Below are 20,688 nucleotides of genomic sequence, written 5' to 3'. Positions count from 1 at the left end.
GTTACCACATAGTTCAGGAGGAAGCATGGCAACACGTATTGAATTTCACAAGCACGGTGGCCCGGAAGTTCTGCAGGTGGTGGATTTTGTTGCAGGGGATCCGGCAGAACACGAGATACAGGTAGAAAACAAAGCTATTGGTATCAACTACATCGATACCTATATTCGCAGCGGCCTCTATCCGCCCCCTTCGCTTCCGAGCGGATTAGGTACCGAAGCCGCCGGCGTAGTAAGCAAGGTCGGGCGCGGCGTCACGCATATTAAAGCCGGCGATCGCGTCGTGTACGCCCAGTCGGCGCTGGGCGCCTACAGCTCGGTGCATAATGTCCCCGCCGATAAAGCCGCAATTTTACCTGCGGCCATCTCTTTCGAGCAGGCCGCGGCCTCCTTCCTTAAGGGTCTGACGGTCTATTATTTGCTGCGTAAAACCTACGAAATCAAAGCCGGCGAGACGTTCCTGTTCCACGCTGCGGCCGGTGGCGTCGGGCTGATAGCCTGCCAGTGGGCAAAAGCGCTGGGCGCCAGGCTCATCGGCACCGTCGGCAGCGCGCAAAAAGCGCAGCGCGCGAAGCAGGCCGGAGCCTGGCAGACGATCAACTATCGTGAAGAGAATATCGCCGAGCGGCTGAAAGAGATTACCGAGGGGAAAAAAGTTCTCGTGGTCTATGATTCCGTGGGCAAAGACACCTGGGAAGCTTCGCTCGACTGTCTGCAGCGCCGAGGATTGATGGTCAGCTTCGGCAACTCCTCCGGACCGGTTACCGGCGTTAATCTGGGGATCCTCAATCAGAAAGGCTCGCTGTACGTGACCCGCCCTTCTCTGCAGGGCTATATCACCAGCCGCGAAGAGCTGGTGGAAGCCAGTAACGAACTCTTTTCGCTGATCGCCAGCGGCGTGATAAACGTCGACGTAGCGGAGAGCCAAAAATATCCGCTGGCCGACGCGCGACGCGCGCACGAGGTTCTCGAGAGCCGCGCCACCGAAGGCTCAAGCCTTCTGCTGCCGTAACGAGTAAGTCGAGGCAAGGTTAACGCTGCCAACGCACCTGTAGTCTGAAGTATGACGGGAGGGGGAAAAGTTTAGGGCTTCCATATGGAAGCCCTGACTTTTTTTAGTTCGGCTGTATGTAGGGTACAGCGCGATGAATTCATTAACGCGCTAATAGTGACAGATTTAATAAGCAAAACCTACGCCGTTTTATGCAAAATTCCTCAGGTTGTGACCTACCACTCACTACCTTAATAACGCCAGCGGTTGTTGCTACGGTAGTGGGTGATTTTTGGCGTATTTATCGCCCGAATCACCCATACCAACGCAACGGCTAGCAGCAGCCACGGCAGCAGTTTAATCATCATCGCAAACAGGCCGCCAACGAACATCAGCGCCGTCGCCGCAACAATGGCGGCAATAATGCCCAGCAGCGATACGCCGGTTACCAGCAGCATGACAAAAAAACCAATGATAAATAGCAGTTCCAGCATCTTCTTCTCTCCCAAGCAATAGCCCTTTGTACTCAGACATTACAAGAAGCGTGCCAATTATAATCCATTGAATTTAAAGAAAAATGCCATGATTTTTATTTCAGGGCGTGGCGTATTTGACTAAATTTTAGCGAAACAGCGAAACGTTAACGCTTATCGGCGACCAGCTTCAGCGCGTGTTCCAGGACGTTGATATCGGCACCGGCCTTATGCGCGTTCTCACTCAGGTAGCGACGCCACTGGCGAGCGCCGGGGATCCCCTGGAACAGGCCCAGCATATGGCGGGTCACATGGCCAAGATAGGTCCCGTTGCTCAGCTCACGCTCAATATACGGATACATGGCGCGCACCACGGCAACCGGGTCAGTATCCGCGCCATTGGCCGCAAAAATCTCCCGGTCAACGGAGGTCAGCATGCCTGGATTCTGGTACGCCTCGCGCCCCACCATCACACCGTCCATATGCTCAAGGTGCAGCTTCGCTTCTTCCAGCGACCTGATCCCGCCGTTGATCGCCATCGTCAGATGCGGAAAATCACGTTTTAGCTGATAGACGCGCGGGTAGTCCAGAGGCGGGATCTCGCGGTTCTCTTTCGGGCTCAGGCCGGAAAGCCAGGCTTTGCGGGCGTGGATGATAAACATATCGCATTCGCCTTTCCCGGATACGGTATTGATGAAATCACACAGGAACGCATAGCTATCCTGGTCATCAATGCCGATTCGGGTTTTTACCGTGACCGGAATCGAGACCACGTCGCGCATCGCTTTAATGCAGTCGGCAACCAGCGGCGCATTGCCCATCAGGCAGGCGCCAAACATCCCGTTCTGCACGCGGTCAGACGGGCAGCCGACGTTGAGGTTGATCTCATCATAGCCGCGCGCTTCAGCCAGCTTCGCACACTGCGCCAGCGCGGCCGGATCGCTACCGCCCAGCTGTAGCGCAACGGGATGCTCTTCTTCGCTGTAGGCCAGATAGTCGCCTTTACCGTGAATAATCGCCCCGGTGGTCACCATTTCGGTGTACAGCAGCGTATGGCGCGACAGCTGGCGCAGGAAGTAGCGGCAGTGCCTGTCGGTCCAGTCGAGCATCGGGGCGATAGAAAAACGGTGGGCAGCAAAGGCGGTAGACGTTGATTCTGGCATCATGGCGAATAAATAGGCATCCGGGTAAAAAGGGGCGCTACTATAGCACAAAGATAAACCACAGGCGCATAGCGCCAATGGCCGTATCCTGCGCTGGAAAAAAACGCTATTTCCTGCGCGGCTTACCGTCGTGAGGACCGAAGAACTGCGGCGGATGGTCGACCCAGCGATCCTGACGCGTCGCGGCATAGCTGGGGTTAAGCGGATAGTAGATCCGGTTAAATTTTTTATTCGCTTCGCCAACCACCAGCAGGCATGCCTCCTCCTCGGTGTTATTCAGGAAGGTGTGGCATACCCCGGTACCGGCGGGAAAACCGACGCAATCCCCCGGCTCCAGCTTCCACAGATAGCCGTTTATCCACACTTCCGGATACCCCTCCAGCACGTAGATGAACTCTTCTTCATCGCTTTCCGCATGCGGATAAGAGGTACGACGCCCTGGCGGCAGGCGCTCATGATGGATCCCCAGCCGGTTTAGCCTTAAACCACGGGCCAGCGGTGCGCCGATGGAAAAGAGCTCGCTGCTGTCGGGATAGGTGGCATCATCCGGCCCCTCCATCTCGCGCCAATGTCGAATGCAATCAGGTCGTTTCATCGTTTTCTCCCGAAAATGAGATGCATCAGGTATAGCACAAACCGTGGGTTCTCGGCGTTTTGCCTGGATCGTGATAAAGTAACAACTTCATCGTTACGCAACCAGAGGATGCTCATGGATAAGTCCACTTCGCAAGACATGTTAGCGCATGCTGAAAAGCTCTGCGCGCAGCGGGGCGTGCGCCTGACTCCGCAGCGCCTTGAAGTGTTGCGCCTGATGAGTCTACAGCAGGGGGCGATCAGCGCCTACGATTTGCTCGATCTCCTGCGCGGTAAAGAGCCGCAGGCTAAGCCTCCGACGGTCTACCGGGCGCTGGAGTTTCTGCTTGAGCAGGGCTTCGTGCACAAGGTGGAATCAACCAACAGCTACGTGCTGTGTCACCTGTTCGATCAGCCAACCCATAGTTCAGCGATGTTTATCTGCGATCGCTGCGGGGTGGTTAAAGAAGAGTGCGCGGAAGGCGTAGAGGACATCATGCATACGCTGGCGGCCAAAATGGGCTTCGCCCTGCGCCATAACGTGATCGAAGCGCACGGCCTGTGCGCGGGCTGCGTCGAGGTAGAGGCCTGCAACACGCCGGGGCACTGCCACCATGACCACACCATCCAGACTAAAAAGAAAGCCCGCTGAGGCGTTGGCCGCAGCGGGAATCAGGGATTTTTAGTACATCCTTGTACCGTTCAGGCAGGCAATAACAAAGGGTTAACGCTCTACATCTCGTCGCTACCAGCGATGGTCATTTTTGGTTTCCCAGTCAGACACTTCTTTTTCTGCCTGATCTTTAGCGTAGCCGTAACGCTCCTGGATTTTACCGACCAGCTGGTCGCGCTTACCCTCGATGACGGTCATATCATCGTCGGTAAGCTTGCCCCATTGCTCTTTCGCTTTACCTTTTAACTGTTTCCAGTTACCGCCGATTTCGTCTTTATTCATGATTCAGTCCTCATCGTTCGGTGAGTTAACAGCCCGCTGTGTGCCGGACGTATGATTAACTATAGATGAGAATTCTGGGTTAATTTTATTATTCGGAATCTTTAACCATTTTCACACCAAAAGACGTTATGAAAACCAGGTGCCGCGCCGCCAGTGCCGTCGCCAGATCAGCGCCAGCGACAGACCTCGCAGCGCCAGGAATACCGTCAGCGCCAGCCACAGGCCGTGGTTACCGAGCACCGGCAGCGTCAGCAGGGTTACGGCAAAGCCCACGGCGGCCACCGCCATGCTGTTGCGCATTTCACTGCCGCGCGTCGCGCCGATAAACATGCCGTCCAGCAGATAACACCAGACGCCGACCACCGGCAAAATCATCTGCCACAGCAGATAGCGGTCGGCGAGCTGCTGGAGCGAGGGTATCGAGGTCAGCAGAGCGATAATCTGCTCTCCCGCCACGCTGTAGATTAGCGCAAAAGCCAGCGCGACCATGCCTGACTGCCGACAGGCCGCACGCCACACCTCCAGCAGCTTGCTGCCATCGCGCGCGCCGTAGGCCTGCCCGGAGTGGGCCTCCACGGCATAGGCAAAGCCGTCCAACGCATAGGCGGTGAAGGTTAGCATGGTCATCAGAATGGCGTTCACCGCCACGATATCGCCCCCCAGACGCGCGCCGAAAACGGTCACCGCGCCAAAGCAGAGCTGCAGCAGCAGCGAACGCAGCATGATGTCGCGGTTGAGGGCCAGCAGCCGCCGGAGATCGCCGCGCCAGGCGTCCTTCAGCATAGAGAATGACACGCCCCGCAGCGTCAGCACGCGTTTCGCCATCAGCAGGCCAATGATAAAGGTGGCATATTCGGCGGTCACCGTCGCCAGCGCCGCGCCCTGCACGTTCATGTGCAGCCCCATCACCAGCCACAGATCGAGGACAATATTCAGCAGGTTGCCGACAATCAGCAGGATCACCGGCGCACGGGCATACTGGACGCCCAGCAGCCAGCCCAGCAGCACCAGGTTAGCTAACGATGCCGGGGCGCTCAGCCAGCGGATCTCCAGGAAACGCCGGGCCTGTTCCAGCACCGCTTCGCTGCCGCCGACGATATGCAGCGCCAGGTTAATGAGCGGCATACGAAACAGAACGATCAGCAGACCGGCGGCCAGCGCCAGCCCAATCGGCTGCACCAGCGCTCGCGCCAGGCGCACGGGGTCCTTTGCGCCAAACGCCTGCGCCGTCAGGCCGGTGGTACTCATTCGCAGAAAGAGCAGTAGCATGAACAGGAAGCTGGTAGCCGTAGCCCCGACCGCCACGCCGCCCAGGTAAACCGGGCTATCAAGATGGCCGATAACCGCAGTATCCACCAGGCCCAGCAGCGGGACGGTGATATTGGAGAAAATCATCGGTAGCGCCAGGCGCCACAGGGCCTTATCAGCGGCATTAAAAAGCATGAGGGAAAGCCTGAGCGAGGAGAGACAGCGCAGCATCATGCATCAGACGATGCTGCGTTAAGAGAAGGCGCTTACAGCCACTCGCCGTTGCGGATGACGCCGACGGCCAGACCTTCAATGGTAAAGTTTTGCTCGCGTAGGTTCACCACGATTGGTGAAAACTCGCTATTTTCCGGCAGCAGTTCGACGACGTTACCCTGCCTTTTAAGGCGTTTAACCGTCACTTCTTCATCGATACGTGCGACCACAACCTGCCCGTTACGCACATCCTGAGTTTTGTGTACCGCCAGCAGATCGCCGTCCAGAATACCAATGTCTTTCATCGACATTCCGCTGACGCGCAGCAGGAAGTCGGCGCTCGGCTTGAACATTGCCGGATCGACCTGGAAGTGGCCTTCGATGTGCTGCTGCGCCAGCAGCGGCTCACCGGCAGCCACGCGGCCAATCAGCGGCAGGCCGGGCTCTTCTTCAGTCAGCAGACGAATACCGCGGGAGGCACCGGAAATGATCTCGATTGCGCCTTTACGCGCCAGCGCTTTCAGGTGTTCTTCCGCCGCGTTTGGGGAACGGAACCCCAAGCGCTGAGCAATTTCCGCACGCGTCGGCGGCATGCCAGTCTGGCTGATATGATCTCTGATGAGATCAAACACCTCTTGCTGCCTGGTCGTTAACGCTTTCATTCCGCCCCCTGGGTGTATATACAGTTATGCTGTGAGTATATACAGCTAACGGTGATTTTGGAATCAAATTTCACACAAAAATCAGGAGATTCTTTTCGTTTGCCGCGCGCTGCGGCCAGCTAACGCAGGGGGATTGCGGCGGAGCGTTTCTGCTCCACACGACGCAAAACAGGCCGCGTGGAGGGAGGTTGGTCGGCCTCCAGCCCGCGGACGCCAAACCAAATAGTCTGATGCTACAGACCCTTAGCGATAGTGCGCCCACAGCAGCGTAACCCAGACGATCAGCGCAATGACGATCGCCAGAAATACCGCCGCAGAGCCCATATCCTTCGCGCGTCCGGAAAGCTCATGGTGGTCGGAGCCAATCCGGTCCACCACCGCCTCAATCGCGCTATTAAGAATTTCGACTATCATCACTATCAGGACCGAGCCTATCAGCAGCACGCGCGTAATGGCGTCAACATCCAACCAGCAGGCGATCGCAATGGCAATAACGGTGGCAATACCTTCCTGACGAAAGGCGGCCTCATTTATCCATGCCGCACGAAAACCTTTCCAGGAATACCCTGCCGCTTTAATGATTCGGGTTAACCCGGTGGTATTATTGGCCATCAAAAGAACCTTTTTATGTAAATGACGTCAATGAGTGTACGCGTTTGCCGCGTGGCAACGGAAATTTTGCGCACTTTCTGTTATTCTTGCCGCGCATTTGCATGATTAACCAGAGGCTTCACATCGTTTATGTCCGGCTGGCAACGAATTTACTATAAATTACTGAATTTACCATTACGGCTGCTGGTAAAAAGCAAGTCTATTCCCGCAGAGCCTGCTCAGGAATTAGGGCTGGATACCTCGCGTCCGATTATGTACGTTCTGCCCTATAACTCGAAGGCAGACCTGCTGACGCTGCGCGCGCAGTGCCTGGAGCACGATTTACCCGATCCGCTCGAACCGTTAGAAATCGACGGCACCCTGCTGCCGCGCTACGTCTTTATCCACGGCGGCCCGCGCGTATTTACCTACTACACGCCGAAAGAAGAATCCATCAAGCTGTTCCACGACTACCTGGATCTGCACCGCAACCACCCTGACCTCGACGTGCAAATGGTGCCGGTTTCAGTGATGTTTGGTCGCGCGCCAGGGCGCGAAAAGGGCGAGCTCAATCCGCCGCTGCGCATGCTTAATGGTATTCAGAAATTCTTCGCCGTTCTGTGGCTGGGCCGCGACAGCTTCGTGCGCTTCTCGCCGCCGGTGTCGCTACGCCGAATGGCGTCCGAGCACGGAACCGATAAAACCATTGCTCAGAAGCTGGCCCGCGTGGCGCGTATGCACTTCGCCCGTCAGCGCCTGGCCGCGGTCGGCCCGCGTCTGCCGGCGCGTCAGGATCTATTCAACAAGCTGCTGGCGTCAAAAGCCATCGCCCGCGCGGTGGAAGACGAAGCCCGCAGCAAGAAAATCTCCCACGAGAAGGCGCAGCAAAACGCTATCGCGCTGATGGAAGAGATCGCCGCAAACTTCTCCTACGAGATGATTCGCCTGACCGACCGCGTGCTGGGCTTTACATGGAACCGCCTGTATCAGGGAATTAACGTTCATAACGCCGAGCGCGTGCGGCAGCTGGCGCACGAAGGGCACGAGATCGTCTACGTTCCGTGCCATCGCAGCCATATGGACTACCTGCTGCTCTCCTACGTGCTCTACCACCAGGGCCTGGTGCCGCCGCATATCGCCGCCGGCATCAACCTCAACTTCTGGCCGGCAGGGCCGATTTTCCGTCGCGGCGGCGCGTTCTTTATTCGCCGTACGTTTAAGGGCAACAAGCTCTACTCGACGGTGTTCCGCGAATATCTTGGCGAACTGTTCAGCCGCGGCTACTCGGTAGAGTACTTCGTGGAGGGCGGGCGCTCTCGTACCGGGCGCCTGCTGGACCCGAAAACCGGCACCCTGTCGATGACTATCCAGGCGATGCTGCGCGGCGGCACCCGACCAATTACGCTGGTTCCGATCTACATCGGCTACGAGCACGTGATGGAAGTCGGGACCTACGCCAAAGAGCTGCGCGGCGCGACGAAAGAGAAAGAGAGCCTGCCGCAGATGCTGCGCGGCCTGAGCAAGCTGCGTAACCTCGGCCAGGGGTACGTTAACTTCGGCGAACCGCTGCCGCTGATGACCTGGCTCAACCAGCACGTTCCGGAGTGGCGCGAGTCTATCGATCCTATCGAAGCCATTCGCCCGTCGTGGCTAACGCCGACGGTAAACAGCATCGCCTCCGATCTGATGGTCCGCATCAACAACGCCGGCGCGGCGAACGCCATGAATCTGTGCTGTACCGCTCTGCTGGCATCGCGCCAGCGTTCGCTGACCCGCGAGCAGCTGACCCAGCAGCTGGAGTGCTATCTCGATCTGCTGCGTAACGTGCCTTACTCTCCGGATGCGACCACGCCGCCGGCTTCCGCCAGCGAGCTGATTGACCACGCGCTGAAGATGAATAAGTTCGAGGTCGAAAAAGACACCATCGGCGACATCATCATTCTGCCGCGCGAGCAGGCGGTGCTGATGACCTACTATCGCAACAACATCGCCCATATGCTGATGATGCCTTCGCTGCTGGCGGCGATTGTCACCCAGCATCGACGGATCACCCGCACGGAAGTGCTGCGTCACGTCGAGATGTTCTATCCGCTGCTGAAGGCCGAGCTGTTCCTGCGCTGGGAAAAAGAAGAGCTGGCGAGCGTTATCGATGCGCTGACCGCTGAGATGCAGCGCCAGGGCCTGCTGGCGCTGAGCGAGGACGAGATAAGCATCAACCCGTCGCACTCCCGCCTGCTGCAGCTGCTGGCCGCCGGGGCGCGCGAAACGCTCCAGCGCTATGCCATCACCTTCTGGCTGCTGAGCGCTAATCCCTCGATTAACCGCAGTTCGCTGGAGAAAGAGAGCCGTACGATGGCCCAGCGCCTGTCGGTTCTGCACGGCATCAACGCGCCGGAGTTCTTCGATAAGGCGGTATTCAGCACTCTGGTACTGACGCTGCGTGACGAAGGCTATATTAGCGATACCGGCGATGCCGAGCCGGAAGAGACGCTGAAGGTTTACCAGATGCTGGCGAACCTGATTACATCGGACGTGCGTCTGACGATTGAAAGCGCCGCGCAGGATGAAGCGTAGCGCCTGAGACTTGCCCCGGCTTGCGCTACGTAAGCCGGGGAGTCAGGACCCTGCCAGGGAAAACTACGCCATATAGCCCATCGCCAGGCCGAGGAACAGCACCAGCCCAACGTAGTTATTGTTTAAAAACGCTTTGAAGCAGTCGTCGCGTTCACGACGGAAAATCAGCTTCTGCTGCCAGAAAAACAGCCCCGCCGCGATAAACAGCGACCAGTAATATTCCCAGCTCAGGCCGTTCAGCCACCCTACCGCCGCCATCAGGACCAGCACCGCGATCTGCAGCATACCGATAATCACGCGATCGTTTTCGCCAAACAAAATCGCCGTTGATTTGATGCCAATTTTAAGGTCATCGTCCCGGTCAACCATCGCATACTGGGTATCGTAAGCCACCGCCCACAGAATGTTGGCGAGGAACATCAGCCAGCAGCTCAGCGGCAGCGATTCGCTCACCGCGGAGAAGGCCATCGGAATCGACCAGCCAAACGCCGCCCCCAGCACCACCTGCGGCAGATGGGTGTAGCGCTTCATGAATGGATAGACCCACGCCAGCGCCAGCGCCGCCACCGACAGCAGAATGGTCATGGTGTTGAGGGTCAGCACCAGCAGGAACGAGAGCAGCACCAGCACGACAAACAGCACCCGGGCCTCTTTCTCCGTCACCTCCCCGCTCGGCAGCGGACGACGCGCGGTGCGCTTGACGTGGCCGTCAAATTTGCGGTCGGCATAATCGTTGACCACGCAGCCGGCGGCGCGCATCAGCCACACTCCGGCGACAAAAACGGCCAGAATCCACAGCGGCGGAACACCCGGCGTCGCCACCCATAGCGCCCACAGCGTCGGCCACAGCAGCAGCAGCGCGCCGATCGGTTTGTCAGTACGCATCAGGCGATGAAACGCCAACAGCTTATTCTGCGTCAGACTCCACTCCATTTTCTCTTCCTCTTAATACAGCGGCGATGCAGGCAGAAACAGTTCTGTCAGCAGCAGCGGTTTACCGCTCAGCCGGAGGCGGGAACGACGCCCCCAAAGCTCTGCATAACGCCCAATTTCAATAAAGTCACGGGTTAACGTCGACGAGGTGAACAAATAGCGGCCCAGCGGCGTCTGCCCAAGCTGCTGCAGCGCCAGTTCGGGACCGCTCAGCGTCGATTCCGGCACGATAGTTCGCCCGGCCAGCCAGGGTTCATCATCGGCGCAGAGAATGATTTCCCGCAGCCAGTAGCGCTCTTCATCTGGCAGCAACGCTTCTTCACCGACCAGCGCTTCGCGTCCGACAAAATCTTCGTTGACCAGCATAACGCTAACCTTTTTCCCTTGTTGCTCAAAGCGTTTGGTCATTGAGTCTTCCAGCAACAGCCAGTCGCGCAGCGAGGGTTCCAGCGGGGGCATAGCGGCAAAATAGCGCAGCGCACGTAGTTGCGTAAGCGCAGGATGTGACATGCCTGATTCTCCGATACATAACGTAAAGGCATTGTATCGCAGAATAGGCCGATCGGGGCGGGCAAACATCAAGATACGATCTTCCGCGCAACAGCCATGCAACAGAAGCCGCGCGCGAGAAAAAAAGGTGCGTCCAGGCGGACGCACCTAAAGGCTGTGCCTAAACATCAGCATTGTGGGGAGACGATCACCCCTTGCCTTTTACACTGCTGATAAAGGTGGAACGGGCAGATTTCGAGCCAAGGCGTTCAGCTTCGTTCATCAATTTGAGGGCTTTGTCGATATCTCCTTTAGCAACCGCCTGCTTAATGCCGTTGTTAAAGTAGGTTTCCGTATCATCCAGCATCGGCTCACTCTTCGCCGCCGGCGCGGCGACCGGAGCAACGGCCGGGGCGGCGGCTGGCGCGCTGTATACCGGAGCGGCCGTATTGCCGACGGTGACCGGACCCGGGCCGGAGGAGCCAAACAGCGGGCCAACCAGCACGCTGGAGCCAGACGATGTTTTCACTTTCAGGCCCAGCGTACCTTCGGTGGTATGTTTGGCAATCGGGTCCGGAATATCCGGGACCGCGTTACCCGTACCTTTGGCGTAGGCCTTCGCCGGATCGATTAATTTGGTGGTCTGCTGCAGATCCTGCGGCGTGGTAAAGACCAGGACGTAAATCTTTTGCTGGCCCAGCGCCGGCGTCAGACGCATCACCCCTTCGAGGCGATCCGAGCTCATCACGCCCGGCTCCAGGTAGGTGAAGTAGCTGCTTGGGAAGTACGCAGATGGCGTCATATTCTGGTCAAGAATCAGCACGTTAGGCGCAAAAACGCTGGTCTGCTTGTTGACTTCGCTGGTCAGCGTAATGGTCAGCTCACCGATATTCGCCGGGACGCTATAGGCGGCGACCGGCCCGGTGATACCGGAGATATTCAGCGACTGTCCTGCCGTCGCTAAGTTGGTGACCTGGGACTTAGATTGATCGACCGGCGTCCAGGTTAACTGCTGTAACGCGGAGGCAGGGATCGTCGGTGCGGCAGCGGTGTTCTGCGGCACAAAATTCACATCAGCAAAACTGACTGCGGGTACGCTGGCCAGCAGGCCGGCGGACAGGCAGAGGGCAACGAGACTTTTATTCATTTTCATTGTTATCACCTCAATTCCGATGGCCGAGCGGTAGCCAGGCAATAGCTCGCTGGGCCTAAGATATAGAGGGGCTTACGCCCCTCTTTTGCTCATAACAGGTCAGGTTGGATTACCACCAGATTTCCATCTGGGCGCCGAAGGTCCACTCGTCGTTATCGCCACGGCTGAAGGTCTTCGCGGAGGTGTCGTTATACGCCACGCCGGAGGTGTAGCCAGCACCGGAATCGCCGTTCGCGTAGCCCCATTTCTCATCCCACTTGGCGTAGGTTGCGAATACGCGGATTGCCGGACGGGACCAGATGCTGTCGCCAGCCTGCCACTGCTGTGCCAGGGTGATTTTGTACTGGTTGTTGTTGTCGCCGGTTTTCTGCGACTCGACGTTGTCGTAGCCAACTTCCAGCAGGGTGCTCATGATCGGCGTCCATTTGTACATCGGACGCACGCCGACGGTCCACCATTTGGTGCCGTTGTTGTTGTCCAGGTTGATATCCTGGTACATACCGACGTACATCAGATCCCAGCTATCGCCCAGCGAGATCGCGCCGTGGTCAAGCACGCGCCACAGGGAGCCGTCGTTGTTGATGCTGCCGCCCTGCGGAATGCCTTTACCGTTGGAGGTCATCGCGTCGGTGGCGTACTGCAGAACGAACTTGTTGTAGCCTTTCAGCATGCTCTGGGTGTGTTCAGCGGTCAGCATCCAGCCGTCTTTAGACGCGTCCGGCTGCAGGTAGTAGTTATCCGGAACGTTGGTGTGACCGTAGTCAACGCCGAGCTCCAGGGTACCGCCTGGGTTGATTTCCATCTGCGCTAAACGCACGTCGAAGACGTCGTTCGGCACGATGTTGTCATAAATACGGTTGCCCAGCGCATCGCGGTCAGCGAAGGTGGCAGAACCGCCGGACTCAGAAGAACGGGTTGCCGCCATAGACAGCTTACCGAAGCCCAGATCGATGTTTTCGATACCAGCACCAGGACCTGAAATATCCCAGTAGTAGAAGTCGATCATGTGAACGTCATGACGCTGGTAGAAACGCTTACCGGCCCAGATGGTGGAACCTGGCAGCCAGTCGATCAGGTTTTTACCCTGCACGTTGGCTTCACGGAATGCCGGGCTGGTTGATTCCCAGTCATTCTGCTGCGATACGGAGTACGCGACGTTAGTATCGAAGTAGAAGCTCTTATCACCTTCTTTCCATACTTCCTGGCCCAGTTTTAATTCCGCATAGGTTTCACATTCGTTACCAAGACGGTATTTACTTTGAGCACCGGTTGCCTGGAAGCACTGCTGTTCACCGCCGCTGCCGGTCCAGCCGATACCGGAACGAGCATAGCCGTGGAAATCGACGGCCATCGCCTGAGCAGACATAACGCCTGCTGCGACGGCGACCGCCAGTGGAAGTTTGCGCAGAGTAATCATCATTCTATCTCCTGAGATCATTGCTTTTCTTTGAACACTTCGCCCATTGTTCTGCCTGCTGCTGCAGCGCTAAGGGGTTCGCGTTTTTTTTTAATGGGAAGCCTTACACGCCCGGCTCTTTATGCAACCGACGACACGCCGTGCCATCCTCACGGAATAAATGGCAACGTTCCGGTGGCAAACCGATAGCGAATGTGGCTCCCTCTTTTACCAACACCACGTCGTTCTGGCGGTAGACCAGGTTCTGACGGATGGCTGGGATCTGGATATGAATTTGCGTTTCGTGGCCAAGCTGCTCAACCACCTGCACTTCCCCTTCAAGGGTCACGTCGGCGATATCGCTGGGCAGCAGATGTTCCGGGCGGATGCCTAAGGACATATTTGCCCCAACCTGAACGCGGGCGCTGTCCACCGGCAGCCAAATTTGCTGGCGGTTTGGCAGCTCCACCTGAACCTGCTCAATGGCGGTTGCGGTGACTTTCACCGGCAGGAAGTTCATCTTCGGCGAGCCAATAAAGCCCGCAACGAAGCGATCGGCCGGGTAGTGATACAGCTCAAGCGGTCTCCCTACCTGCGCTACGCGACCGGCATCCAGCACCACAATCTTGTCGGCCAAAGTCATCGCCTCAACCTGATCGTGGGTCACGTAAATCATCGTGCGTCCCAGCCGCTTGTGCAGACGGGAGATTTCGATACGCATCTGCACGCGCAGCGCGGCATCGAGGTTTGAAAGCGGTTCATCCAGCAGGAATACGCGAGGCTCCGCCACCAGGGTACGACCGATTGCCACGCGCTGACGCTGGCCGCCGGATAGCGCCTTCGGCTTACGCTCAAGCAGGTGCGCCAGCTGCAGCACTTCAGCCACCTGAGTGACGCGCTGGTTGATCACATCTTTTTTGGCGCCGGCCAGCTTCAGGCCGAAAGACATATTTTCCGCGACGGAGAGATGAGGGTAGAGAGCGTAAGACTGGAAGACCATGCCGATGCCGCGTTCTGCGGGGGGGATATCGTTCATCCTGGTTTCGCCGATAAACAAATCACCGCTGGTTATGGTTTCCAGCCCGGCAATCATACGCAGCAGGGTAGATTTGCCGCAGCCCGATGGCCCGACAAACACCACGAACTCCCCTTCCTGGATGTCGAGATTGATATCTTTCGATACCACCACGTCGCCCCAGGCTTTCGTTATATTTCGCAGCTGTACGCTCGCCATGCCCATCTCCCTTCGTTACAACCTGTCACTTAAAGACACATTCAAGATGGGCTGACTATGCGGCATTCATTAACCTGGTGAATCCTCCACCCCCGGCTTTTTTATGGGGGAGGAGACGGGAGGATGAGAGATTGCCTCTCACTGCGGGGGATGGCGCGCCAAAGTCAATTTCGTGACGCAGGTTGCAAAAATAGCCTCCTTTTTATGTGCTCCACGCCCCAATACCGGCGTTTCTGCAAGCCAGATCACACAAACTACGGGTGGGGCGTAGACATAGGGAGGATGGAAAGGGGTTGTTAAAAAAGGAAACTCATCACCGTTAAGCCACCTAAGTGTATCCACGAGTACATCACCAAAAAGGACTGGTATATGAAAATCAAAACCGGCGCCCGCATCCTCGCGCTGTCTGCATTGACCACGATGATGTTTTCCGCCTCTGCCCTCGCCAAAATTGAAGAAGGTAAGCTGGTTATCTGGATTAACGGCGACAAGGGCTATAACGGCCTCGCTGAAGTGGGCAAAAAGTTTGAAAAAGACACCGGGATTAAAGTCTCCATCGAACACCCGGATAAGCTGGAAGAGAAATTCCCGCAGGTTGCGGCGACCGGCGACGGCCCGGACATCATCTTCTGGGCACACGACCGCTTCGGCGGCTACGCGCAGTCCGGCCTGCTGGCCGAGATCGCTCCGGACAAAGCTTTCCAGGACAAACTCTATCCGTTCACCTGGGACGCGGTACGCTATAACGGCAAGCTGATCGCTTACCCAATCGCGGTTGAAGCGCTGTCGCTGATTTACAACAAAGACCTGGTCCCGAATCCGCCGAAAACCTGGGAAGAGATCCCGGCGCTGGATAAAACGCTGAAGGCGAAAGGTAAGAGCGCGCTGATGTTCAACCTGCAGGAACCGTACTTCACCTGGCCGCTGATCGCCGCCGACGGTGGCTATGCGTTCAAGCTTGAAAACGGCAAATATGATGTGAAAGATGTCGGCGTGGACAGCGCTGGCGCGAAAGCGGGTCTGACCTTCCTGGTCGATCTGATCAAGAACAAACACATGAATGCTGATACCGATTACTCCATCGCTGAAGCGGCGTTCAACAAGGGCGATACCGCGATGACCATCAACGGTCCGTGGGCGTGGGCGAACATCGATAAGAGCAAAATTAACTACGGCGTGACTCTGCTGCCAACCTTCAAAGGCAAGGCGTCTAAACCGTTCGTCGGCGTACTGAGCGCCGGTATCAACGCCGCCAGCCCGAACAAAGAGCTGGCGAAAGAGTTCCTCGAAAACTACCTGCTGACCGATCAGGGTCTGGATGAAGTGAACAAGGATAAACCGCTGGGCGCCGTTGCGCTGAAATCCTTCCAGGAGAAACTGGAAAAAGATCCGCGTATCGCCGCCACTATGGCGAACGCCCAGAAAGGCGAAATCATGCCGAACGTTCCGCAGATGTCCGCCTTCTGGTATGCCGTACGCACCGCGGTTATCAACGCAGCTAGCGGTCGTCAGACCGTCGACGCCGCGCTGAAAGACGCACAGGCTCGTATCACTAAGTAACCCTGCTAGTCCCCTCCCCCTTCTCGGGAGCGGGTCAGGAACCCGGACGGCGAACAGCCGCCCGATCCGGGCCCTCTCTCCTGAGGGGAGAGGGAGAACAAAATACGTTGTAGAGGATGATCCCCATGGATGTCGTTAAAAAGAAACACTGGTGGCAAAGCCCGCAGCTGACATGGTCTGTGATTGGCTTGCTGTGCCTGCTGGTGGGTTACCTTGTTGTTTTGATGTACGCCCAGGGGGAGTACCTGTTTGCCATCCTGACGCTGATTTTAAGCTCGGCTGGCCTGTATATCTTTTCTAACCGCAAGGCCTATGCCTGGCGCTATGTCTATCCGGGTCTCGCCGGGATGGGGCTGTTCGTCCTGTTTCCGCTGATCTGCACCATCGCTATCGCTTTCACCAACTACAGCAGCACCAACCAGCTGACCTTTGAGCGCGCTCAGGAAGTCCTGCTGGATCGCTCCTTCCAGGCCGGCAAATCCTACAACTTCTCGCTGTACCCGGCGGGAGATGAGTGGAAGCTGGCGCTGACCGATGGCGACAGCGGCAAAAATTATGTTTCCGACGCGTTTAAGCTCGGCGGCGTGCAGAAGCTGGCCCTGAAAGAAGCCGATGCTCAGCCGGAAGGCGAGCGTGCTAACCTGCGCGTGATTACCCAGAACCGTACCGCGCTGAACCAGCTGACCGCCGTGCTGCCTGACGACAGCAAGGTCATTATGAGCTCGCTGCGTCAGTTCTCCGGCACCCAGCCGCTGTATACGCTGGCGGCCGACGGCGAGCTGACCAACAACCAGAGCGGCGTCAAATACCGGCCGAATAATAAAGTCGGCTTCTATCAGTCAATCAATGCCGACGGCAGCTGGAGCGGCGAGAAGCTCAGCCCGGGCTACACCGTGAGCATTGGCTGGGATAACTTCACCCGCGTCTTTACCGATGAAGGTATCCAGAAACCGTTCTTCGCCATCTTCGTCTGGACGGTGGTCTTCTCAATACTGACCGTTATTCTGACCGTCGCGGTCGGCATGATCCTCGCCTGCCTCGTGCAGTGGGAGTCCCTGAAAGGGAAAGCGATTTATCGCGTACTGCTGATTCTGCCTTACGCGGTACCGTCGTTTATCTCGATTCTGATTTTCAAAGGGCTGTTCAACCAGAGCTTCGGTGAGATCAACATGATGCTCAGCGCGCTGTTCGGCATTAAGCCGGCCTGGTTTAGCGACCCGACGACCGCGCGTTCGATGATTGTTATCGTCAACACCTGGCTGGGCTACCCGTACATGATGATCCTGTGCATGGGCCTGCTGAAAGCCATTCCTGACGACCTGTATGAAGCGTCGGCAATGGACGGTGCGGGTCCGTTCCAGAACTTCTTTAAAATTACGCTGCCGCTGCTGATCAAGCCGCTTACGCCGCTGATGATCGCCAGCTTCGCCTTTAACTTTAACAACTTCGTCCTGATTCAGCTGTTAACCAACGGCGGCCCGGATCGCCTCGGCACCACCACGCCGGCCGGCTATACCGACCTGCTGGTGAGCTACACCTACCGTATCGCCTTCGAAGGCGGCGGCGGCCAGGACTTCGGCCTCGCGGCGGCTATCGCTACGCTGATCTTCCTGCTGGTAGGCGTGCTGGCGATTGTTAACCTGAAAGCCACACGAATGAAATTCGACTAACTGGAATGGCCAGGCGTCATTGACGCAGCCAGTTTGGGCCCGGCCAGCGCGCAAGAACCGGAGCGTACACGTAGTACGTGAGGATGATGAGCACTGCCCGGGTTCAAAATGGCAAGTGAGATAGCCTGGAGCGGTATCAAGGGGAATAAAAATATTATGGCTATGGTACAACCCAAATCTCAGAAGCTGCGTCTCTTCACCACGCACCTCCTGCTGCTCATTTTTATCGCGGCGATTATGTTCCCGCTGCTGATGGTTATCGCCATCTCCCTGCGCGAAGGTAACTTCGCCACCGGCAGCCTGATCCCGGATCAGATCTCCTGGGAACACTGGCGTCTGGCGCTCGGCTTTAGCGTTGAGCATGCGGATGGCCGCGTGACGCCGCCGCCGTTCCCGGTGCTGCTGTGGCTGTGGAACTCGGTGAAGGTTGCCGGGATCACCGCCATCGGTATCGTGGCGCTCTCCACCACCTGCGCCTACGCCTTCGCCCGTATGCGCTTCCCGGGTAAGGCCACCCTGTTGAAAGGGATGCTGATTTTCCAGATGTTCCCGGCGGTGCTGTCGCTGGTCGCTCTGTATGCCCTGTTTGACCGCCTCGGCCAGTATCTGCCGTTTGTCGGCCTGAATACCCACGGCGGCGTCATCTTCGCCTATATGGGCGGCATCGCGCTGCACGTCTGGACCATTAAAGGCTACTTCGAAACCATCGACGGTTCACTGGAAGAAGCGGCCGCTCTGGACGGCGCGACGCCGTGGCAGGCCTTCCGTCTGGTTCTGCTGCCGCTGTCGGTGCCGATTCTGGCGGTGGTCTTTATTCTGTCGTTTATCGCCGCGATTACCGAAGTCCCGGTTGCGTCCCTGCTGCTGCGTGATGTGAACAGCTATACCCTGGCGGTTGGAATGCAGCAGTACCTCAACCCGCAGAACTACCTGTGGGGCGACTTTGCCGCGGCGGCGGTGCTCTCTGCTATCCCGATTACCGTGGTCTTCCTGCTGGCGCAGCGCTGGCTGGTGAACGGCCTGACGGCAGGCGGGGTGAAAGGTTAAGTTTCATCGTTATACCCGCCCCAAATTTCAGAGGAGGGACGGTGACTTAGTTGCTGTACACGAACCCCAACCGGGTACGGCAACTACCGCCCTCAGCTGAAAAAGTAAGGTAAATGCCACTGCTATCCTCAACTGGACCCTACATAAATTAAATTTGTGACTGTTGGTCAGCGGCCCTTAGAGGCCGCTTTTTTTTATTCGCGTTTCAGGCGATTGGAGTTACACAGCCACAGCGTAATCACCAGCAGAAGGATTGCCGCGGAATAGATCAGCACCGCCATCGGCGACTCGTGATCAACGATAATCAGGCGCACAATCGCGGTAATACCGATGTAGACGAAATAGCGCAGCGGGAAATGAAAGCCGGACTCAAAGTACTTCACAATCAGCGCGATAAACTCGAAATAGAGAAAATAGACCACCAGCCCTTCCACCAGCTTGTACTTGCTGACCGGCTCCGGAGTAAACAGCACGTGCGCCAGATGGAAGGTCTCCTTGCCGAGAAAGACCACCAGAATTACGCCCAGGCACAGCAGCGCCAGATTCAGAACGGCCTGCATGGCCGTCGCAACAAAATTAACCAGCGGACGATAGACCGACGGCATACTCACACCTCTTATATTCATTATTCCTGCCGATCTGTATAACTCAAAAACGTGATCCAGATCGATATTATTTGTTAACTTTTTGCGTCTGTTGCGCCAAATGTAACAATCACTTGCCAAACTGGCGGGTTAAAAAGGAGACAGCCATGCTGACAATACGTACGGCGCAACGGCAGGACGTTCCCCTGCTCGGTGAAATGGGCAACGCCAGCTATCGCCACCACTTCGCCCACCTCTGGCACAGCGCCAGCGAGCTGGAGCGCTTTATCCAGCAGGAGTATGCCGCCGAGGCCCTGCAGCGCAGCCTGGCCGAGGCAAACTGCCGCTGGCTGATCGCCGAAGCGCAGCGCCCGGTAGGATTCGCCAAATACACACATCGTCAGCAGATTGAGCCCGACGGCCCGCAGGGCACCCTGCTGCATAAGCTCTATCTGCTACCCGGCGAAACGGGGCACCGCTACGGCGAACAGCTTTTTAGCGCCGTCGAAGCGCGGGCCAAAGATGAGGGCGAACGCTGGCTGTGGCTGGAAGTGCTGGCCGCGAATACCGGCGCCCGGCGCTTCTATGAGCGCCAGGGCATGCGGCATATTAAAGACACCGTTTTCCGCTCCGCCACCCAGCAAAGCACCCTACATATTCTGGCCAAACGGATCGGAGAGGAATAATGATGCACACGCTTCGTGATACCGGCGTTCGCAACGTCGAAAGCGGCGAAAATGTGGTGATCTACCAGCCCGCCAACCTTTACAACTGTCGCCTCGGCGATAACGTCTTCGTCGGGCCGTTCGTCGAGATTCAGGGCAATACGACGGTCGGGGCGGACACCAAAATCCAGTCCCATACCTTTATCTGCGAGTACGTCACCCTCGGCGAGCGCTGTTTTATCGGCCACGGCGTGATGTTTGCCAACGACATGTTCCGCGACGGTAAGCCCAACGCCGATCGCGAGAGCTGGGGAAGAATTGTGATTGGCAACGACGTCTCTATTGGCAGCGGAGCCACCATTCTGGCGGTCAGCATCTGCGATGGCGCGGTGATTGGCGCGGGCAGCGTGGTCACCCGGTCGATTAGCGAGAAAGGCGTGTGGGCGGGTAATCCGGCCAGGCTTTTGCGCCGGCTATAGCAAAAATGCCGACCACCAGGGTCGGCATCAGGTAGCGA

At 57.2% G+C, this 20,688-nt stretch carries 21 protein-coding genes; 8 read left to right on the top strand and 13 right to left on the bottom strand.

Annotation, left to right across the window (positions count from 1 at the left end; all coding sequences use genetic code 11):
* Nucleotides 1–25 precede the first annotated feature (25 nt).
* Nucleotides 26–1,009 (top strand): quinone oxidoreductase, encoded by a 984-nt coding sequence (locus tag GO007_RS25635; RefSeq protein ID WP_095104896.1) that lies wholly within the window; start codon nt 26–28, stop codon nt 1,007–1,009.
* A gap of 230 nt (nt 1,010–1,239) precedes the next feature.
* Here GO007_RS25635 and pspG read toward each other — a convergent pair whose 3' ends face one another.
* The 3 genes from pspG to GO007_RS25620 all read right to left on the bottom strand — a co-directional run bounded on the left by pspG (nt 1,240) and on the right by GO007_RS25620 (nt 3,219).
* A complete protein-coding gene (gene pspG, locus GO007_RS25630) occupies nt 1,240–1,482 on the bottom strand; it encodes an envelope stress response protein PspG (RefSeq protein WP_095104894.1) in 243 nt (80 codons plus the stop codon).
* Between the two features lie 146 nt (nt 1,483–1,628).
* Nucleotides 1,629–2,627 carry a tRNA dihydrouridine(20/20a) synthase DusA gene (dusA, locus tag GO007_RS25625; RefSeq protein WP_095104989.1) on the bottom strand — a complete coding sequence of 333 codons (999 nt, stop codon included), beginning with the start codon at nt 2,625–2,627 and terminating at the stop codon, nt 1,629–1,631.
* A 103-nt stretch (nt 2,628–2,730) separates the two neighbouring features.
* Nucleotides 2,731–3,219 carry a cupin domain-containing protein gene (locus GO007_RS25620; protein ID WP_095104892.1) on the bottom strand — a complete coding sequence of 163 codons (489 nt, stop codon included), beginning with the start codon at nt 3,217–3,219 and terminating at the stop codon, nt 2,731–2,733.
* Between the two features lie 114 nt (nt 3,220–3,333).
* On the opposite strand from GO007_RS25620, the gene zur reads away from it, so the two are divergent.
* The gene (gene zur, locus GO007_RS25615; RefSeq protein ID WP_095104890.1) at nt 3,334–3,849 is read left to right on the top strand and encodes a zinc uptake transcriptional repressor Zur; all 516 of its coding nucleotides are present in this window, start codon (nt 3,334–3,336) and stop codon (nt 3,847–3,849) included.
* Between the two features lie 93 nt (nt 3,850–3,942).
* Here zur and GO007_RS25610 read toward each other — a convergent pair whose 3' ends face one another.
* The 4 genes from GO007_RS25610 to GO007_RS25595 form a co-directional block, all read right to left on the bottom strand.
* On the bottom strand, nt 3,943–4,152 hold the full coding sequence (locus GO007_RS25610; RefSeq protein ID WP_095104884.1) for a CsbD family protein: 210 nt from the start codon (nt 4,150–4,152) through the stop codon (nt 3,943–3,945).
* Nucleotides 4,153–4,278: 126 nt separating this feature from the next.
* Nucleotides 4,279–5,595 carry an MATE family efflux transporter DinF gene (gene dinF / locus GO007_RS25605; RefSeq protein WP_095104882.1) on the bottom strand — a complete coding sequence of 439 codons (1,317 nt, stop codon included), beginning with the start codon at nt 5,593–5,595 and terminating at the stop codon, nt 4,279–4,281.
* Between the two features lie 71 nt (nt 5,596–5,666).
* Nucleotides 5,667–6,275: a transcriptional repressor LexA gene (gene lexA, locus GO007_RS25600; protein ID WP_095104880.1), complete on the bottom strand. Its 609-nt coding sequence runs from the start codon at nt 6,273–6,275 to the stop codon at nt 5,667–5,669.
* Nucleotides 6,276–6,518: 243 nt separating this feature from the next.
* Nucleotides 6,519–6,887 carry a diacylglycerol kinase gene (locus GO007_RS25595; RefSeq protein WP_095104878.1) on the bottom strand — a complete coding sequence of 123 codons (369 nt, stop codon included), beginning with the start codon at nt 6,885–6,887 and terminating at the stop codon, nt 6,519–6,521.
* A gap of 129 nt (nt 6,888–7,016) precedes the next feature.
* Here GO007_RS25595 and plsB point away from each other — a divergent pair, with 129 nt between their 5' ends.
* Nucleotides 7,017–9,440: a glycerol-3-phosphate 1-O-acyltransferase PlsB gene (gene plsB, locus GO007_RS25590; RefSeq protein WP_095104876.1), complete on the top strand. Its 2,424-nt coding sequence runs from the start codon at nt 7,017–7,019 to the stop codon at nt 9,438–9,440.
* Nucleotides 9,441–9,503: 63 nt separating this feature from the next.
* Here the strand turns inward: plsB and ubiA are convergent, their stop codons facing one another.
* The 5 genes from ubiA to malK all read right to left on the bottom strand — a co-directional run bounded on the left by ubiA (nt 9,504) and on the right by malK (nt 14,645).
* Entirely contained in the window at nt 9,504–10,373 is an 870-nt protein-coding gene (ubiA, locus tag GO007_RS25585) for a 4-hydroxybenzoate octaprenyltransferase (RefSeq protein ID WP_095104874.1), read from the bottom strand.
* 12 nt (nt 10,374–10,385) lie between these two features.
* Nucleotides 10,386–10,883 carry a chorismate lyase gene (gene ubiC / locus GO007_RS25580; protein ID WP_095104872.1) on the bottom strand — a complete coding sequence of 166 codons (498 nt, stop codon included), beginning with the start codon at nt 10,881–10,883 and terminating at the stop codon, nt 10,386–10,388.
* Between the two features lie 187 nt (nt 10,884–11,070).
* Nucleotides 11,071–12,015: a maltose operon protein MalM gene (malM, locus tag GO007_RS25575; RefSeq protein ID WP_095104870.1), complete on the bottom strand. Its 945-nt coding sequence runs from the start codon at nt 12,013–12,015 to the stop codon at nt 11,071–11,073.
* Between the two features lie 109 nt (nt 12,016–12,124).
* The gene (locus GO007_RS25570; RefSeq protein ID WP_095104868.1) at nt 12,125–13,435 is read right to left on the bottom strand and encodes a maltoporin; all 1,311 of its coding nucleotides are present in this window, start codon (nt 13,433–13,435) and stop codon (nt 12,125–12,127) included.
* A gap of 100 nt (nt 13,436–13,535) precedes the next feature.
* Nucleotides 13,536–14,645 carry a maltose/maltodextrin ABC transporter ATP-binding protein MalK gene (malK, locus tag GO007_RS25565; protein ID WP_095104866.1) on the bottom strand — a complete coding sequence of 370 codons (1,110 nt, stop codon included), beginning with the start codon at nt 14,643–14,645 and terminating at the stop codon, nt 13,536–13,538.
* Between the two features lie 369 nt (nt 14,646–15,014).
* Between malK and malE the strand changes: the two genes are divergently transcribed.
* The 3 genes from malE to malG all read left to right on the top strand — a co-directional run bounded on the left by malE (nt 15,015) and on the right by malG (nt 18,922).
* Complete coding sequence (malE, locus tag GO007_RS25560) at nt 15,015–16,205, top strand: maltose/maltodextrin ABC transporter substrate-binding protein MalE (RefSeq protein WP_095104864.1); 1,191 nt, start codon at nt 15,015–15,017, stop codon at nt 16,203–16,205.
* A gap of 125 nt (nt 16,206–16,330) precedes the next feature.
* A complete protein-coding gene (malF, locus tag GO007_RS25555; RefSeq protein WP_095104862.1) occupies nt 16,331–17,875 on the top strand; it encodes a maltose ABC transporter permease MalF in 1,545 nt (514 codons plus the stop codon).
* Nucleotides 17,876–18,031: 156 nt separating this feature from the next.
* A complete protein-coding gene (gene malG, locus GO007_RS25550; protein WP_041143584.1) occupies nt 18,032–18,922 on the top strand; it encodes a maltose ABC transporter permease MalG in 891 nt (296 codons plus the stop codon).
* Between the two features lie 194 nt (nt 18,923–19,116).
* On the opposite strand, the gene psiE is transcribed toward malG, so the two are convergent.
* Nucleotides 19,117–19,527 (bottom strand): phosphate-starvation-inducible protein PsiE, encoded by a 411-nt coding sequence (gene psiE / locus GO007_RS25545; RefSeq protein ID WP_095104860.1) that lies wholly within the window; start codon nt 19,525–19,527, stop codon nt 19,117–19,119.
* 146 nt (nt 19,528–19,673) lie between these two features.
* On the opposite strand from psiE, the gene GO007_RS25540 reads away from it, so the two are divergent.
* Entirely contained in the window at nt 19,674–20,192 is a 519-nt protein-coding gene (locus tag GO007_RS25540; RefSeq protein WP_095104858.1) for a GNAT family N-acetyltransferase, read from the top strand.
* A gap of 2 nt (nt 20,193–20,194) precedes the next feature.
* Complete coding sequence (locus GO007_RS25535; protein ID WP_095104856.1) at nt 20,195–20,650, top strand: acyltransferase; 456 nt, start codon at nt 20,195–20,197, stop codon at nt 20,648–20,650.
* The last annotated feature ends 38 nt before the right edge of the window (nt 20,651–20,688 follow it).

The organism is Klebsiella sp. 10-1 (assembly GCF_009758445.1).
Lineage (GTDB): Bacteria > Pseudomonadota > Gammaproteobacteria > Enterobacterales > Enterobacteriaceae > Klebsiella > Klebsiella scottii.
This window is presented reverse-complemented; position numbering and strand designations above follow the sequence as displayed.